The following is a 16,855-nucleotide window of genomic DNA, read 5'->3' as shown; positions in this document are numbered from 1 at the left end:
GCCGATAGGCTGAAAGCATGACGCGAGCCGAGCAGCCAACGGCCCACCACCCGGCCCCGGACGACGCCCTGGTGGCGGACTCCCGCGAGCGCGCCGTGCGCGCCCTGTTGCGCGAGCCGCAGCTCAAACGGCTCTGGAGCGCGCAGCTGGTGAGCGGTGTGGGCGACGCCCTCGCACTCCTGGTGTTCGTCCTCCTCGTCCTCCAGGCGGCCATCGCCGAGGGCTCCTTCGGAGGCGGCTACCGGGGCGTGGCGTTCGCCGTGGCGATCGTCTTCGGGGTGCGCATTCTGGCCACTCTGCTCTTCGGCGCCGTCCTCCTGGGCCCCTTGACGTCGCTGACCTCGCCGGACGGCCCGCTCGACCGCCGCTGGACCATGGTCGGCGCGGACGGGCTGCGTGCCGCGCTGCTGATCGTCGCGCCCCTGTGGATCGACTGGACGCCGGACGACGCACTGGCCCTGCTGCTCGTCACGGTCTTCGTGACCGGAGTCGCCGAACGGTTCTGGACGGTCGCCCGCGAGAGCGCGGCCCCGACCCTGCTGCCCGCCCCGCCGCTGGAGGGCGCGACCGTGCGGCCGCTGCCGGACCACATGGACGCCCTGCGCCGGCTGTCGCTGCGCACCGGCTTCGTGGCGATCCCGCTGGGCGCGGCCACGCTGGTCGTCGCGGCATTGTTCAACAATCTTCTGGGTGCCGGGATCGACTGGTTCGGCCAGCACCAGGCGGCCCTCGCCTCGTACGTCGCCGGCGGGCTCTTCGCCGGATCGCTGTCCATCGTGACGTTCCTGGAGCTGCCCGGCGTGCGCGCCCCGCGCGCGCGGTCGCCGCTCGAAGGACTGCGCCGTCCCAGGACCGCCACCGGCGTCGAGGCGGGCCGCACGGGCGCGATCCCGCTGCTGGTCCTCGCCTGCGCCGCCGTCGCCGGGGCGATCTCCGCCGCCGTCGCCGTGTCCGTGCTGCACGCCACCGACCTGGGCGGCGGCCCGGTGCTCTACGGGCTGCTCGTGCTCGGGCTGACCGGCGGGGTCGTCGTCGGCGTCCGTACGGCGCCCAAGGTGCTGGTGTCGCTGTCGCGGCGCCGGCTGCTCGCGCTGGCCATCGCCTTCACCGGCGTGGCGCTGCTGGCCGCCGGGCTCGTTCCGGACGTCACCAGCGTGCTCCTGATCGTGGCCCTGGCCGGCGTCGGCGCGGGCGTCGCCGCCAACACCGGGCACGCACTGCTCGACCAGGAGACCGAGGAGCACCGCAGGACGCGCACCACGGAGCATCTGCACGCGGTCGTGCGGGTCCTGGTGGCGCTGGGCGCGGTGATCGCCCCGCTGGTCGCGGCGCTCATCGGGCCGCACCGGCTGGAGAACGGCAAGTTCGTGTTCGCGCACGGCGGCGCCGCGTTCACCCTGATGCTGGTCGGGGCGCTGCTGCTGCCGGTGGCCGCCCTGGTGCTGGCCAAGGTCGACGACCGCTCCGGCGTACCCCTGCGGCAGGACCTGCGGGACGCGCTGCTGGGCGGCGACGACCCGGTGACGGCCCGGGCCGCGAACGGCTTCTTCATCGCCCTGGAGGGCGGCGACGGCGCCGGCAAGTCCACCCAGGCCGAGGCGCTCGCCGAGTGGATCAGGGCGAAGGGCCACGAGGTCGTCCTCACGCGCGAGCCGGGGGCCACGCCCGTGGGCAAGCGGCTGCGCTCGATCCTGCTGGACGTGTCCAGCGCCGGGCTCTCGCACCGCGCGGAGGCGCTGCTGTACGCGGCGGACCGCGCGGAGCACGTCGACACGGTCGTACGGCCCGCCCTGGAGCGCGGCGCGGTGGTGATCACCGACCGGTACATCGACTCGTCCGTGGCCTACCAGGGCGCGGGCCGTGACCTGTCCCCGACCGAGATCGCGCGGATCTCGCGCTGGGCGACGAACGGCCTGGTGCCGCATCTGACGGTCCTGCTGGACGTCTCCCCGGAGGCCGCCCGCGAGCGCTTCACGGAGGCCCCGGACCGGCTGGAGTCGGAGCCCGCGGAGTTCCACGCACGCGTGCGCTCCGGTTTCCTCACCCTCGCCGCCGCCGACCCGGGCCGCTACCTGGTCGTCGACGCGGCCCAGGAGCCCGAGGCCGTCACGGCCGTCGTCCGGCACCGGCTCGACCAGCTGCTGCCCCTGTCCGAGGCCGAGATCAAGGCCCAGGAGGAGGCGCGCAAGAAGGCCGAGGAGGAGGCCCGCCGCAAGGCCGAGGAAGAGGCCGCCCGCAAGGCCGAGGAGGAGCGCCTGGAGCGCGAGCGCGAGGAGCAGCTCGCCAAGCTGCGCGCCGAGGAGGAGGAGCGCAAGCGGCGCGAGCTGGAGGAGGCGCAGCGGCGCGAGGCCGAACGGCAGGCCGAGGAGGCGCGGCTGCGCGCTGAGGAGGCACGCAGGCGTGCCGAGGAGGAGCGGGTCCGGCTCCTCGCGGAGGAGAAGGCCCGCGCCGAGGAGGAGGTCCGCCGCAAGGCGGAGGAGGAGCGGCGTCGCAGGCAGGCCGAGGAGGAGGCCCGGCTGCGTGCCGAGGCCGAGGCCCGGCGGCTGGAGAAGCAGCAGAAGGCCGAGGAGGCGCTGGTGCGGGCCGAGCAGGCCCGGCGCGCGGCGGAGCAGGCCGCTGCCGCGGCGCAGGTCGGCCCGAGGCCGACGGCCCGTCCCAAGGCGGCCTCGGCTCCCGTGGTCGCGCCTCCGGAGGCGACCACCGTGCCGACGCCGGTCGTGACTCAGCCGAAGGCGCCGGTCGGGCCGGTGGACGAGACGGCCGTGCTGCCGCCGATCCGCATGGACAAGAAGCCCGAGCAGCTTTCGGCCGACGCCGAGGTGACGGCGGAGCTGCCGCAGCCTCCGATGCCGGCGGGCGCCGCGGACGAGACGGCGGTCCTGCCGCCGGTGCGCGCACAGAACTCCGAGGAGGAGACGGCCGTACTGCCTCCGGTCCGGGACGAGAACCCTTCGGACCGGGTGCCGCCGGGCTACTTCCGCGACGAGCGGGACGGGCAGGGCGGGGGCGACGACCGTACGCGCGAGCTGCCGCAGGTCGACGAGGCCGGCGCACCACGGCCGCGGCCGCGGCCGGACTGGGCCGAGGAGACCCCGCTGGACGATCTGCCGTCGCTGGCGGACGAGCTCCTGGGACCGCGCGGGGACGAGGACGGACACGACGAGGGCCACGGGCGGGGCAGGCGCCGCTAACCGCTGAGGGTCCCGGGCAGGGTTCCGGGCCCAGGCGCCGGGGCGCCGGGGGCCGGGGCCAGCGGCTGTGGGCTGGAGGGGGGCGACCGGCAATGGCCCGATTGTCAGTGGCTCCCCGCACAATGGAACCCGCAGCGCGAAACGTGACGAAAGGGCGGCGTGACGCATGACCGTGTGGGACGACCTGGTCGGGCAGGAGAAGGTGAGTGGACAGCTGGCCGCTGCCGCTCGGGACGCCGACGCGCTCGTCACCGCGGCCACCTCCGGCACCCCGCCGCCGGAGGCGTCGAAGATGACGCACGCCTGGCTGTTCACCGGCCCGCCCGGCGCCGGCCGTAGCCAGGTGGCGCGGGCCTTCGCCGCCGCGCTGCAGTGCGTGAGCCCGGACCGGGCGCTCGGCGGCGTCCCGGGCTGCGGGTTCTGCGACGGCTGTCATACGGCGCTCATCGGCACCCACGCCGACGTCAGCACCGTCGCCGCCGTCGGCTCGCAGATCCTCGCCGAGGACATGCGCGACACGGTCCGCAAGTCGTACACCTCGCCCGCCACGGGCCGTTGGCAGATCATCCTCGTGGAGGACGCCGAGCGGCTGAACGAGAAGTCGGCCAACGCCGTCCTGAAGGCCGTCGAGGAGCCCGCCCCGCGAACGGTCTGGCTGCTCTGCGCGCCCTCCCTGGAGGACGTGCTGCCGACCATCCGCTCCCGCTGCCGGCACCTGAACCTGCGCACGCCCTCCGTGGACGCCGTCGCCGACATGCTCGTACGGCGCGAGGGCATCGAGCCGGCCGTCGCCGCGGCCGCCGCCCGGGCCACGCAGGGGCACGTCGACCGGGCCCGACGCCTGGCCACCGACCCCGCCGCGCGCGAGCGCCGCGCGGCCGTGCTGAAGCTGCCCCTGCGCGTCGACGACGTCGGCGGCTGCCTCAGAGCCGCCCAGGAACTGGTCGACGCGGCCACCGAGGACGCCAGACAGCTCGCGGAGGAGAGGGACGGCAAGGAGACCGAGGAGCTGAAGACGGCGCTGGGCGCGGTCCAGGGCGGCCGGATGCCGCGCGGCACGGCGGGTGTGATGAAGGACCTGGAGGACAAGCAGAAGCGTCGGCGGACGCGCACGCAGCGCGACAGCCTCGACGTCGCGCTGACCGACCTGACCGCCTTCTACCGCGACGTGCTCGCCCTCCAGCTCGGCTCCCGCATCGCCATCGCCAACGCGGACGCAGAGGACGCCCTGGAGCGGCTCGCCCGCGGCGGCAGCCCCGAGGCCACCCTCCGCCGCATCGAGGCCATCGCCGCGTGCAGACAGGCCCTCGACCGCAATGTGGCTCCGCTGCTGGCGGTCGAGGCGATGACGATGGCCCTGAGAGCGGGGTGACATCGATGCCCGTGGGTTGACGGGGTCGCTCGTCCGTGGCACATCGCGTACGGACGGCGTTCACGTCATTGCGCAGAGTTACGCTCGCTTGATGCACACCAGGCGCTCCCTCCGCAGGTCCCACAGGTCTCGCAGGTCCCGCACCGGCGTCGCTTTCCTGTCGCTCGCCGCGCTGCTCGTCTCCAGCGGCCTTGTCTCCGGCTGCTCAGCAGAAGCGTCGTCGAGTTCCGCCGGTTCGACGGCGATGGCGGCGCTCGCGGCGCTGCCGCGGGCCACGCCGCCGGCGCTCGCGCCGTACTACGGGCAGAAGCTGAGCTGGCGCAGCTGCGGTGTCCCCGGCTTCGAGTGCGCCACGATGAAGGCGCCGCTCGACTACGCCGATCCGAGCGCGGGCGACGTCCGGCTCGCGGTCGACCGCAAGAAGGCGACGGGACCGGGCAAGCGGCTCGGCTCCCTGCTGGTGAACCCGGGCGGCCCGGGCGGCTCCGCGGTCGCCTACCTGCAGCAGTACGCCGGCATCGGCTACCCCGCCGAGGTCCGCGCCCGCTACGACATGGTCGCCGTCGACCCGCGCGGCGTGGCCCGCAGCGAGCCGGTGGAGTGCCTCGACGGGCGGGCGATGGACGCGTACACCCAGACGGACACCACCCCCGACGACCAGCGGGAGACGGGCGAACTCGTCGACGCGTACAAGGAGTTCGCGGAGGGCTGCGGGGCGCACTCGGCGCGGCTGCTGCGGCACGTCTCCACCGTGGAGGCGGCCCGTGACATGGACATCCTGCGGGCGATCCTGGGCGACGGGAAGCTGACATATGTGGGCGCGTCCTACGGGACGTTTCTCGGGGCGACGTACGCGGGGCTGTTCCCGGACCGGGTGGGCCGGCTCGTCCTGGACGGCGCGATGGACCCGTCGCTGCCCGCCCGTCGGCTGAACCTGGACCAGACGGCCGGGTTCGAGACGGCGTTCCAGTCCTTCGCGAAGGACTGCGTACGGCAGCCCGACTGCCCGCTCGGCCGCAAGGGCACCGCTCCCGCCAAGGTCGGCGAGAACCTCAAGGCCTTCTTCGCGAAGCTCGACCGGCGGCCGATCCCGGCCGGCGACCCCGACGGCCGCATGCTCGGCGAGGCCCTCGCCACCACCGGCGTGATCGCGGCGATGTACGACGAGAGCACGTGGGAGCAGTTGCGCGAGGCGCTGACCTCGGCGATGAAGCAGAACGACGGCTCGGGCCTGCTCGTCCTCTCCGACAGCTATTACGAGCGGGGCGCCGAGGGCCGCTACGCCAACCTGATGGCCGCCAACGCGGCTGTGAACTGCCTCGACCTCCCGGCGGCCTTCGCCACCCCGGAGCAGGTCGAGAAGGCGCTGCCGTCCTTCGAGAAGGCGTCCCCGGTCTTCGGCGTGGGCCTCGCCTGGGCCTCCCTGAACTGCGCGTACTGGCCGGTCAGGGCCACGGGTGAGCCGCGCCGCATCGAGGCGAAGGGCGCCGCCCCGATCGTCGTCGTCGGCACCACCCGCGACCCGGCGACGCCGTACCGCTGGGCCCGCTCCCTCGCCGGCCAGCTCGCCTCGGCCCGCCTCCTCACCTACGAGGGCGACGGCCACACGGCCTACGGCCGGGGCAGCGACTGCATCGACTCGGCGATCGACGCGTATCTGCTCCGCGGGACCCCTCCGTCGAAGGGAAAGCGCTGCTCATAGCCCCACTGCGGACCCCGCGCACCCCGCCCCCGGAGCCGGTGCGGAGCACCCCTCGAAACTGTGTAGACTTACCGACGTTGCTGACCGCACCATAGTGCGGACAGCGCGCCGCCTTAGCTCAGATGGCCAGAGCAACGCACTCGTAATGCGTAGGTCTCGGGTTCGAATCCCGAAGGCGGCTCTGCCGAAGCCTCAGGACTCACTCGCCGTGACCTGGGGCTTTTGCTTTTATCGGATGCGGCGACGGCGCTGCGTGCGGGCCGTTCGGCTGTTCGTGGTCTCGGTTCTGGTCTCAGTTGCGGGTTCGGGGCGTGGCATGAGGGTGTCGCCCACGCGGCGCGTCGCGGGATCGAGGGGGCGACCGTCCGGCCGGGGTGAAAACGGCCTTGTGCCCCTCTCACGCGTCGCTCGCGGCGGCCCGCTTCACCTGCTGCTGCCTGTGCTCCATCAGACAGGGGATGTGGTCGCCACCCTCCCGGGCCACGTAGTTCCGAGCCGTCGGTGTCGTCAGAAGATGCCTTTGTAGGTCCCCCATCCCGTGGCGATCTTCACGCGGGCGCCGAACGATCCCTTCCCGTTGCCTGGGTAGCGCCAGACGGTGCCGGAGGTGTCGCGGGCGATGATGTCGGACCTGCCGTCGCCGGTGATGTCGCCGATTCCGGCGACTAGGTTGTACGACGCGCCCCAGCCGGCGGCCACCTTCACTCCGGAGGAGAAGCCGCCGACGCCGTTGCCGTCGTAGCGCCACAGGGTGTTCGCCTTGTTCTGGACGAGGAGTTCGCCACGGCCGTCGCCGTCGAGGTCGCCGACGCCCACGATCTTCTTGTAGACCGACCAGTTCGTTCCGATGCGGATCCGTGCCGACAGCTTCCCCGCGCTCGTGCCCTTGTAGAGGAACAGCTCACCCGTCGACGCCTTGCGCGCGATCAGGTCCGCGAGGCCGTCGCCGGTGATGTCGCCGGGCGACGTCAGCACGTTGTACTGGTTCCAGCCGGTGCCGAGCGACACGTGCGGGGTGCCGGGGGTGAAGGCCTGGCCGCGCTGGGTCCGGTACGCCCGCAGCTCGCCGGTGCCGAACCGGACGAGGATGTCGTTCCGGCGGTCGCCGTTCAGGTCGCCGAAGGGGACGAGGGTCACCGTGGACGGCCAACCCGACGCCGAGATCGCCGCGTTGAGGCCGCCCGCCCCGTTGCTCGGCCGGTAGCCGAGGACCCCGGACGGGGAGAGGGTCAGGGCGTCGCCGATGCCGTCGGGCGTCTTGGAGCCGCTGCTGGTGAAGTCGTGGCGTACGGCGGTCCCGGTGGACACGTTCACCGGGCGGGACAGCGTCAGCGGCTTGCCGGAGCCGTCGGCGGGCCGGGCGGTCAGCGTGAAGGTGTACGTGCCGTTGGGGACCAGCGAGCCCGCCGTGTCGCGTTCGTCCCAGCGCGCGGTGAGCGTGCCGTCGACCTCGCCGCCGGAGTAGGTACGGACGACCTGGCCCGTGGCCTTGCTGGTGAGCGTGGCCGTCCAGGAGGCGGCGGGCTTGGACAGCAGGCCGCGCCACTGCCACCACGAGGCGTCGGCGGCGACGCTCGTGTCGGACTCGATGGCGTCGAGCGGCTGGGTGGGGACACCGCTGGGCACCAGGTGGACGCGGTGGTCGGCGTCGACGTAGGCCGCGGGCCCGCCGAACTTGTCCACCGTCCACGTCACCCCGCGCAGGTCGGCCTCGCCCGCCGCGAGGTCGCCGATCTCGCGGGTGGTCGCGGCGCCGTCGGCGAAAGCGGTCAGCAGGAGCGCCCCGGCCGACGTGTCGTGGCGTACGAGGTAGCCGTCGCCGAGCAGTGCCTCGCCGGACGGGACGGAGATGTTCTTCTTCGCCGTGAGGTCCCAGACGCCCGCCGCCGCCGTTGCGCCGCACGACCAGTAGATCCAACGGCCCACGGCCTGAAGCTCTTTGGGGACGCAGGGGGCGCCGGTGCTCACCGTGGCGGTCGCCTTGCCGGTCTTCAGGTCCTTGGCGGTGACCGTGCCGGCGGTGGCGCCCGGCGTCCACAGCTGGGTTCCCCACACCGAGGCGGCCGTGACGGAACGCGTGACGATGGGCCGCAGGTCGGTGTACACGCCGAGGTCGCCCACGTACTGCCGGGCGGGGGAGGAGCCGTTGACGACCGCGTAGCGGCCGGTGACGTCCAGGACGCTGCCGGAGGCCGAAGGCAGGTAGAAGCCGACCGCTGTTTCGGAGCGGTCGATGGACGCCACGGACGAACCGACGTCGGGGTTGGCGTCGGCGACGAATTCCACCGCGCGGCCGTCGCCGGTGGCGTACGGGCCGGCCTGCTCGTGCTTCCAGGTCCGCCAGACCGGTGTGCCCGGTGTGCCGTCGGCGGAGACCGGGCGGGTGTAGTAGGCGGCCAGGAAGCTGCTGTCGGCCTCGTCGGTGGCCAGCGTGCCGTTCTGCAGGGAGAGGCGGTCGATCCTGGCGGCGACCGGCGGCACGGCGGTCACCTCCGTCAGCGTCGGCAGGTCCGTGCCCGTGTCGGTGACCTTGCGCACCGCCCAATGCCCGGAGTCCGCGCCGCCCACGACGAGCAGGCCGCCGTCCGGGGTCGGCGTGACCGAGGTGTTCGCGTGCCGGAGCAGGGTGACCGCGTCGCCGCCCGCGAGGGGGACAGCCCTCAGAGGCTCACCGGACTTGTCGACCAGGTTGCCGGGTGACGACGGCAGGGAACGGGCGACCACCAGCCAGCGGCCGGCGATGCCGAGCTGCGGGGTGCCCTCGGTGCCGGGCAGGGTCACGGTCGTCTCGGCGGCGGACAGGTCGGCACGGTCCAGGACGTGCGCCGTGGCGCCGTACGCGTACCAGACCAGCCGGTCGGGGCTCAGGGCGACCGCGGTCGGCGCGGCGGCCACCGTCACGTCGGCGGTGACCTTCGCCGCGGCCAGGTCGACCAGCGCCAGGTGCCGCGCGCCGTCGAGGGCGTAGCTGACGACGGCGGTGCCGCTGTCGCCGCCCAGCACGGTGAAGTTGGCGGTGATGCCGGTCGGCCAGCCGTCGACGAGGGTGCCGTCGGACGGTGCGCCGCCGCCGTACAGCCACAGCACACGGTTGCCGTCCGCGTCCCGCGCCTGGGTCAGCACATGGGCGCCGTAGGTGGCCCAGTACGTGCCGTGGGTGACGACGACGTCCGTGGTGGTGCCGGCGGCCAGGTCCCTGAGGACGACTTTCCCGGTGCGCGAGACCACGTCGGCCACGATGTCGGACGAAGATCCGAGGGAGCCGGGGATCGCGGTCTGTGACAGGGCGCCCAGTTCGGTTGTCGTGCCGGTGTCGTACGACGTCCACAGGTAGCCCGAACGGCCTTCCTGGGCGTGCAGATAACCGCTCGGGCCGGCGGAGTGGGTGAGGTCCCGGCGCGGGACGTAGCGGTCCGACTGGAAGACCTTCTCCGCCGCGAGAGGGGTGCTGGTATTTCCGTCCGCGGCGGCCGCGGCGGCCGGGGCGGCGAGCGGGAGGGGACCGGTGGTGACGGCGAGGACCGCGAGCGCGGCGACGACGCCACGGGCGGGGGTACTGCGGGCCACACGGCCTCCAGAGCGAAGAGAGGGCATCAGGGCATCAGGGTCGATCCCGTCGGGTCAGCCGCGCGCTGCCTTCTGACGCTGATACGAGATCTGCGACCATCCGCGCCCGGACGAGCCGTCGCCCGACGATGGTCAGGACGTCGGCGGGAGGCGTGCGGCGATGGTGTTCGCTCCCCCCGGCACAGAACGTACACAGCAACTGCTGGACTCGGGCACTGGGTTGTCATGGCATTGGTAAAAAGTGCTGAGGTTCGGTCGATCCGATTCCTGGCGCGGAGCCGTTGGCGTCCTCGGCTTCCGAACGCCCGCCGCCCTGAAGCCCGCGTCGTGACCACTCATTCCGCTCGGCGCGGCCGTCGGTCCGGCCGTCGGTCCGGCCGTCGATTCCGGCCGTCGATTCCGGCCTTCGGCCTCCCGGGAACTCTGCGTGGATGGCGATTTGGTGAGCTGTGTGTGACATGTAATCGCCAGCCCGGATCCAGGGCATGTGACGTGCGTCACGTCGACTTTACTTCTGTGAAGGCTGTGACGCTCGGCCGTCAGGGGTGGCGGCGGAGGGGTTGACGTCGGCTCGAGATGAGTCCAAATCCCGTACTGCGGGTCGTATATGACGATCAATCACATTGTCGGGCGATGGCTTGATGTGAGCGATGCGGGGGCGAGGTGTTCGCTGAAGGGGCGCTCGCTTTGTGAACGTTCTGTGGACGTGCCAGGTGAATTTTGTGTTGCCCGTGTGCCGAGAGGGACCGTTTCGGCCCTAGATTTCGCCGTGTAGACCGCGAACATCGCACATTTCGCCCACGTGTTTGGGCAACGCTCCGGCTGGGGGGTCTGGGTTCGTGTCGAGCTTCTTCGACGATTTCTGGTCATGGATAGTCACGGCGACCGCCGAGACGTCATGGCGCGAGGTGATGCCACTGGGCATCGCCGGCGTCTTCGTCTGGGGGCTGTGGCTCTATCGGGCGGTGCTCTCCCGGTTCGCCAAGCCCGTGGTGAACAACTACCGGACCACGGTGTCGGTGGTGGTTCCGGCGTACCGCGAGGACGCGGACATCCTGGTGGACTGCCTGGACACCTGGCTGGCCCAGGATCCCACCGAGGTCATCATCGTCCCGGACGTGGAGGACAAAGAGGTCCTGCACAGGCTGGCTCAGGTGCAGGATCCGCGTGTTCGGGTGCTGGCGTTCGAGCACCGCGGCAAGCGGTCGGCGCTGGGCGTGGGCATCCGCGCCGCGACGAGCGAGCTCGTGGTGCTGGTGGACTCGGACACCCGCTGGGAGCCGGGCCTGCTGGCCGCCGTCCAGATGCCGTTCGTCGACCCCGCGGTCGGCGGAGTCGGCACCCAGCAGAACGTCTACCAGCGCCGGACCAGCATCTGGCGGCGCGTCGCCGACTGGCTGGTCAACCTTCGCTACTACGACTACGTCCCGGCCATGGGCCGAGCGGGCGCGGTGGCCTGTCTGTCCGGCCGTACGGCGGCCTATCGTCGGGCCGCGATCGAGCCCGTGCTGGAGAACCTGGAGAACGAGTTCTTCCTGGGCCGCCGCTGTGTCGCCGGCGACGACGGACGGCTGACCTGGCTGGTGCTGGCATCCGGTTACAAGACCGTGCACCAGTCCTCCGCGCGGGCGATGTCGATGTTCCCCTCCTCGTTCCGCGCTTTCGTCAAGCAGCGGGTGCGCTGGAGCCGGAACTCCTACCGCTGCTATCTGACCGCCCTGTACAAGGGCTGGCTCTGGCGGGTCCCCCTGGTCACCAAGATCACCGTGCTGCAGATCCTGCTGACGCCGGTGACGATGGGCATGGCGCTCGGCTATCTGCTCTTCAGCCGCCTGGAACTGACCGGCCGCGGTGTGGTGCTGGTGTTGATCTGGCTGTTCGTGGGACGCGGCATCCGCGGATACTCCCATCTGCGCAGACACCCGCAGGAGGTGTTGTTGCTGCCGGTGCTGGCCCTCGTCGTCATCATGATCTCGTTGCCGATCAAGCTGTTCGCCTTCGTCACCATGAACAAGCAGGGCTGGCTGACCCGCACCAGCGACAGCGTCGGTGGCGAGGGACAGAACTCGGCGTCCCTCGGTGGCACGACGCGGACCGCCACGGCCTCGTGGCCGGAGGTGCAGCAGTCATGACACGTCGCCACCCTCACCCTCACCCTCGCCTTCACCGCCTCCATCACCTTCACCTTCACCGCCACCATCTCCTGGCCGGCCTGCGCGCAGTGGTCGTGCTGGCCCTCGCCGCCGGTGCGCTCTTCGCCTCCGCGGCCGTCGCCCCGGCCGCCGACGGAGACGACAAGGAGCAGGTCAACGCCACGGATGCGGAGAACGAGACCGCGCTCGTGGCCGCGGAGGACCACCGCCTGGACCAGGTCCGTGCCGTCGCCGCCGTCGCCCCCCTCAAGGGCGGCCAGTGGAAGGCGCCGTACCGATTGGACACCGGCAGCGGCTACACCCTGGTCCTGACCCAGCGCAGCAACGCCTACACCGTCTCGGACCTGTTGGAGCTGGCCCCGCAGACGTTCGTCCGCGAGCGCGACGGCTCCTACCTGCTGACCGAGAACCTCTATCTCAACGCCGGGGCCAAGCTGAAGCTGTCCAACCCCGGCGGGCTGACCCTGCGGATGGCCAGCAGCAACAAGGGCTTCGTGAGCATCGTGTCCTTCGGCGGCCGGCTCACCCTGGAGGGCACTCCGCAGGCGCCCCTGCGGATCACCGCCTGGGACGACAAGAAGAACAAGCCGGACACGGACGTCCGGGACGGCCGGGCCTACATCCGTGCCATCGGCGGCCAGTTCTCCATGACCTACGCCAAGATCAGCGACCTCGGCTTCTGGAGCGGCCGCACCGGCGGCCTGAGCCTCACCGGCACCGACCGCCCCGACACCGGCAACATCAAGGACTCGGAGGTGTCCTCGGACTCGGACGCGGGCAGCGGTGGCGTGGTGGCCCAGCCCTCCGGATCGCTGGCCACGCCGGACACCCGGTTCTCGGTGCCCAGCCTCAGTTACGTCTCGGCGGAGATCGGGCACTCCACCCTCACCGGCAACGCGTACGGCATGTTCATCTCCGGCGCCAACGGGGTCAGCATCAGCGACAGCACGGTGCAGAAGAGCCTGGAACACGGCGTGGTCCTGCACCGGTTCGTCACCAACGCGGTGGTCGAGCGGACCGTCTCCAAGGACAACGGCGGCGACGGGTTCGTGCTGGCCCGAGCCACCGAGCAGGTCCGGATCAGCGGCTCCACGGCCTCGGGCAACGGCGGCAACGGCTTCACACTCAGCGGCCGGCCGCTCGCCAGCGGCCCCTCGGCCTCGGGCGAGTCCATCAGCAGTTACGGCTCCAACTCCGTGTCCGACAGCACCGCCAAGGACAACGGCCACTACGGCATCGAGATCTTCGGCGGCACGGACGTCGGTGTGCAGAACAACCGTGTCGAGGGCGGCGACATGGGCATCGTGGCCCGCAAGGACGCCACCAAGGTGGCCATCACCGGGAACCACCTCAGCGGCCAGTCGAGACAGGGCATCTCGGTGCGCGACGGCGTGACCGCCGCGACGATCACCGGCAACATCGTCGAAAGCACCGACACCGGCATCTACATACGGGAATCGGTCGGCGAGATACGCGGCAACACCGTCCAGGACGCCACCAACCACGGGATCAGTCTCGTCGGGTCGGTCGACAAGTCCCTCGTCTCGTACAACGTCATCTCGGGGGTGGGCCCGAGCGCCGTGGACACCACCCGCGCCCACGGCAGCATCACCGTCAAGCAGAACCAGACGTTCGCCTGGCACGACACCAGTTCCTTCTGGATCAAGTTCCGGCACTACGCCAGCCCCATGACGCTGCTCTGGGCGGGCATGCTGCTGCTCATCCTGTTCTCCGCGGTGCTGGGCGGACGCCAGAGCCGCCGTGGGCGCCGTCGCGCCGGACGAGGAGTCCTGGGCACCCACCCCTACGACGACAAGAGGCCGCTGGCCGGCGCCGTCAGAGAGGTCCCCGTCCGTCAGGCGCCTCAGCACGGCTGGTTCGCGAAGGACGACGAGGAGACCACGACTCTGCGCGCCCTGACTCCCCAGTCCGTCCAGGCCGGCAACCCGCCCCGCTGACCTCTGGCCCCTACGCCCATGCCGACTGCCCGACTGCCCGACTGCCCGACTGCCCGACCGGACGGACCGGAGCTACCGCCCATGTCATCCACGCCGACCACACCGTCGACCCCGCCGCCCACCCCGGGGGGCAGAAACCTCCGGCAGCCGGCCGTCTGGCTGGCAGCCGGTGCGTTCCTGCTCGCCCTGGCCGCGCTCGTCGTCGCGGTGGCGGGCGGCGGCGGGGAGGACCCGAAGACGACGGCCGGGGCCACCGCCGCCGGTCCCAGGGCCTCGGCCACCGAGGACCCGTCGACCGAAGACACCCAGTCGGCCCTGCCCACCCGGTCGGCCACCGCCAAGGCCCCGACCGCACAGGCCACCAGCGGCTCGGTACCCGACTCCGCCGTCACCTGCCCGGCCGCCTCCGTCAAGGTGAGCGACGCCACCACCCTGGAGCAGGCGCTCTCCCAGGCCCAACCCGGAGACAGCATCTCCCTGGCCAACGGCACCTACGCGGGCAACTTCACCGCCGAGATCTCCGGTACGGCCGCTAAGCCGATTTTCCTGTGCGGAGGTTCGGCAGCGGTCATCGACGGCGGCGGCACCGACGACGGCTACGCCTTCCACCTGGACCACGTCAGCTACTGGCGGCTGGTCGGCTTCACCGTCCGCAATGCGCAGAAGGGCGTGATGGCGGACGGCGTGGTGGGCACCGTCATCCAGGGCCTCACCGTCGAACAGATCGGCGACGAGGCCATCCACCTGCGCGACTTCAGCTCGGACAACATGGTCCGGGGCAACACCGTCCGCGCCACCGGGATACGCCGCGAGAAGTACGGCGAAGGCATCTACATCGGCACCGCCAAATCCAACTGGTGCACCGTGAGTGCCTGCAAGACGGACACCAGCGACCGCAACGTGGTTCTCGGCAACCACATCAGCGACACCACCGCCGAGTCCATCGACATCAAGGAGGGCACCAGCGACGGCAAGGTCATCGACAACACCTTCGACGGATCGAACCTGAGCAGCTCCCACAACAACGACTCCTGGGTCGATGTGAAGGGCAACGGCTGGCTGCTCCAGGGCAACACGGGAAGCCACTCCCCTCAGGACGGGTTCCAGACCCACCAGATCGTCAGCGGCTGGGGCACCGGCAACACCTTCCGAGGCAACACCGCGAACGTGGACGGGCCCGGCTACGGCTTCCACCTCACGTCCGACGGCAACAAAGTCACCTGCGACAACAAGGCGAACGACGCGGCCGAGGGCCTCGCCAACGTCGACTGCACCTCCTGACGCCACCCTCCCCCACCCTTCCCCACCCTTCCCCATCGGTTCCGCAGGCCGCCACCGGCCCATGCGGCGGGCCGACCTGCCCGCACACACCTCTGGAGACCACCGTGACCTCTTCGGACGAAGCACACAGAGACGACGCACACAGAGACGACGCACACAGAGCCGACGCACACAGAGCCGACGCCCACCGAGCCGACGCCCAGAGAAGCGCGCCCCGCCTCACCGTCATAGGCACCGGCTACCTCGGCGCCACCCACGCCATCTGCATGGCCGTCCTGGGCTTCGACGTCCTCGGCGTGGACGTCGACCCGGTCAAGATCGAGCGGCTGAACTCGGGCGAGGTGCCCTTCTTCGAGCCCGGACTTCCCGAACTGCTCGCGAAGGCCCTCGACACCGGTCGGCTGCGGTTCACCACGAGCTTCGCCGAGGCCGGCGAGTTCGGCGACGTCCACTTCGTCTGCGTGGGCACGCCCCAGCAGCAGGGCTCGCACGCGGCGGACATGAAGTACGTCGACAGCGCGGTCGGAGAACTCGCCCAGCACCTGCGCAGGCGCACCCTGGTGGTCGGCAAGTCCACCGTCCCGGTGGGCACCGCCGCCCGGCTGACGGACCTCGTCCAGCGCACGGCGCCGGCCGGGACGGACGTCGAACTCGCCTGGAACCCGGAGTTCCTGCGCGAGGGTTACGCCGTCGACGACACCCTGCGGCCCGACCGGCTGGTCTTCGGGACGGCGTCGGAGTGGGCCGAGGAGCAGCTGCGCGCCGCCTTCGCCCCGGTGATCGCCCAGGGCACCCCGGTGGTCGTCACCGATCTGCCCACCGCCGAACTGGTCAAGGTCGCCGCCAACTCCTTCCTCGCGACCAAGATCTCCTACATCAACGCCATGGCGGAGGTCTGCGAGGCGACCGGCGCCGACGTCACCGGTCTCGCGACCGCGCTGGCCTACGACGACCGGATCGGCGGCCGGTTCCTCAAGCCCGGTCTCGGCTTCGGCGGCGGCTGCCTGCCCAAGGACATCAGGGCGTTCAGCCACCGCGCCGAGGAGCTCGGCGTCGGCCAGGCCGTCGCCTTCCTGCGCGAGGTCGACGCCATCAACCAGCGGCGCCGGGCCCGCACGGTGGACCTGGTCCGCGAACTCGCCGGCGGAGAGCTGGCCGGCGCCAAGGTGACCGCGCTGGGCGCGGCGTTCAAGCCCAACTCCGACGACATCCGGGACGCCCCGGCGCTGGATGTGGCCAGAACCCTGCACCAGTCCGGCGCCCAGGTGACCGTCGTCGACCCCGCGGCCACCGAGAACGCCCGGCGCGCCTACCCGGACCTGACCTACGGCACGGACGTGCTCGGCGCGGCTGCCGGGGCGGACGTCGTGGTGCTGCTCACCGAGTGGTCCGAGTTCCGGGAGATCGACCCGCACGCCCTGGGCGCGGTCGTGTCCCGACGCCGCATCGTCGACGGACGCCACGCCCTCGACCCCGCCCAGTGGCGCAGCGCAGGCTGGGAGTACCGAGCGCTGGGCCGCCCTTGATCCGACGACACACCGGTAGGCGTTGCGCGCCCGCCAGGCCAGGTGTGGCTACGGCCCGCCCGGCCTGGCCTGTCGACGCGCGGGCGGGCGGTGAGGGAGTCGGTA

At 71.7% G+C, this 16,855-nt stretch carries 8 protein-coding genes and 1 tRNA gene; 8 read left to right on the top strand and 1 reads right to left on the bottom strand.

The window, feature by feature from the left end; translation table 11 throughout:
* Positions 1–17: 17 nt before the first annotated feature.
* The 4 genes from tmk to ACWD4O_RS25365 all read left to right on the top strand — a co-directional run bounded on the left by tmk (position 18) and on the right by ACWD4O_RS25365 (position 6,446).
* Positions 18–3,191: a dTMP kinase gene (gene tmk, locus ACWD4O_RS25380; protein ID WP_451283111.1), complete on the top strand. Its 3,174-nt coding sequence runs from the start codon at positions 18–20 to the stop codon at positions 3,189–3,191.
* Between the two features lie 166 nt (positions 3,192–3,357).
* Positions 3,358–4,563, top strand: coding sequence for a DNA polymerase III subunit delta' (locus ACWD4O_RS25375; RefSeq protein WP_451283109.1), 1,206 nt, complete (start codon positions 3,358–3,360; stop codon positions 4,561–4,563).
* Between the two features lie 91 nt (positions 4,564–4,654).
* Positions 4,655–6,265, top strand: coding sequence for an alpha/beta hydrolase (locus ACWD4O_RS25370; protein ID WP_451283107.1), 1,611 nt, complete (start codon positions 4,655–4,657; stop codon positions 6,263–6,265).
* A gap of 107 nt (positions 6,266–6,372) precedes the next feature.
* Positions 6,373–6,446 (top strand) — tRNA-Thr (locus ACWD4O_RS25365).
* A gap of 326 nt (positions 6,447–6,772) precedes the next feature.
* On the opposite strand, the gene ACWD4O_RS25360 is transcribed toward ACWD4O_RS25365, so the two are convergent.
* Positions 6,773–9,832, bottom strand: a complete 3,060-nt coding sequence (locus tag ACWD4O_RS25360; protein ID WP_451283106.1) for an FG-GAP-like repeat-containing protein — start codon at positions 9,830–9,832, stop codon at positions 6,773–6,775.
* An 839-nt stretch (positions 9,833–10,671) separates the two neighbouring features.
* On the opposite strand from ACWD4O_RS25360, the gene ACWD4O_RS25355 reads away from it, so the two are divergent.
* From ACWD4O_RS25355 to ACWD4O_RS25340, 4 genes are all read left to right on the top strand, one after another.
* A complete protein-coding gene (locus ACWD4O_RS25355; protein ID WP_451283104.1) occupies positions 10,672–11,964 on the top strand; it encodes a glycosyltransferase family 2 protein in 1,293 nt (430 codons plus the stop codon).
* Between the two features lie 89 nt (positions 11,965–12,053).
* Positions 12,054–13,943 (top strand): right-handed parallel beta-helix repeat-containing protein, encoded by a 1,890-nt coding sequence (locus tag ACWD4O_RS25350; RefSeq protein ID WP_451283103.1) that lies wholly within the window; start codon positions 12,054–12,056, stop codon positions 13,941–13,943.
* Between the two features lie 81 nt (positions 13,944–14,024).
* Positions 14,025–15,224, top strand: coding sequence for a right-handed parallel beta-helix repeat-containing protein (locus tag ACWD4O_RS25345; RefSeq protein WP_451283101.1), 1,200 nt, complete (start codon positions 14,025–14,027; stop codon positions 15,222–15,224).
* A gap of 227 nt (positions 15,225–15,451) precedes the next feature.
* Entirely contained in the window at positions 15,452–16,750 is a 1,299-nt protein-coding gene (locus tag ACWD4O_RS25340) for a UDP-glucose dehydrogenase family protein (protein ID WP_451283276.1), read from the top strand.
* The last annotated feature ends 105 nt before the right edge of the window (positions 16,751–16,855 follow it).

The organism is Streptomyces sp. NPDC002623 (assembly GCF_053592635.1).
Note: the sequence above shows the minus strand (reverse complement) of the source record. Positions and strands in the feature narration are given on the sequence as shown.

What these genes read in the sequence shown, in the direction of transcription:
- tmk (WP_451283111.1), top strand. Translation starts at nt 18, where the DNA reads ATGACGCGAGCCGAGCAGCCAACGGCCCACCACCCGGCCCCGGACGAC.
- ACWD4O_RS25375 (WP_451283109.1), top strand. Translation starts at nt 3,358, where the DNA reads ATGACCGTGTGGGACGACCTGGTCGGGCAGGAGAAGGTGAGTGGACAG.
- ACWD4O_RS25370 (WP_451283107.1), top strand. Translation starts at nt 4,655, where the DNA reads ATGCACACCAGGCGCTCCCTCCGCAGGTCCCACAGGTCTCGCAGGTCC.
- ACWD4O_RS25345 (WP_451283101.1), top strand. Translation starts at nt 14,025, where the DNA reads ATGTCATCCACGCCGACCACACCGTCGACCCCGCCGCCCACCCCGGGG.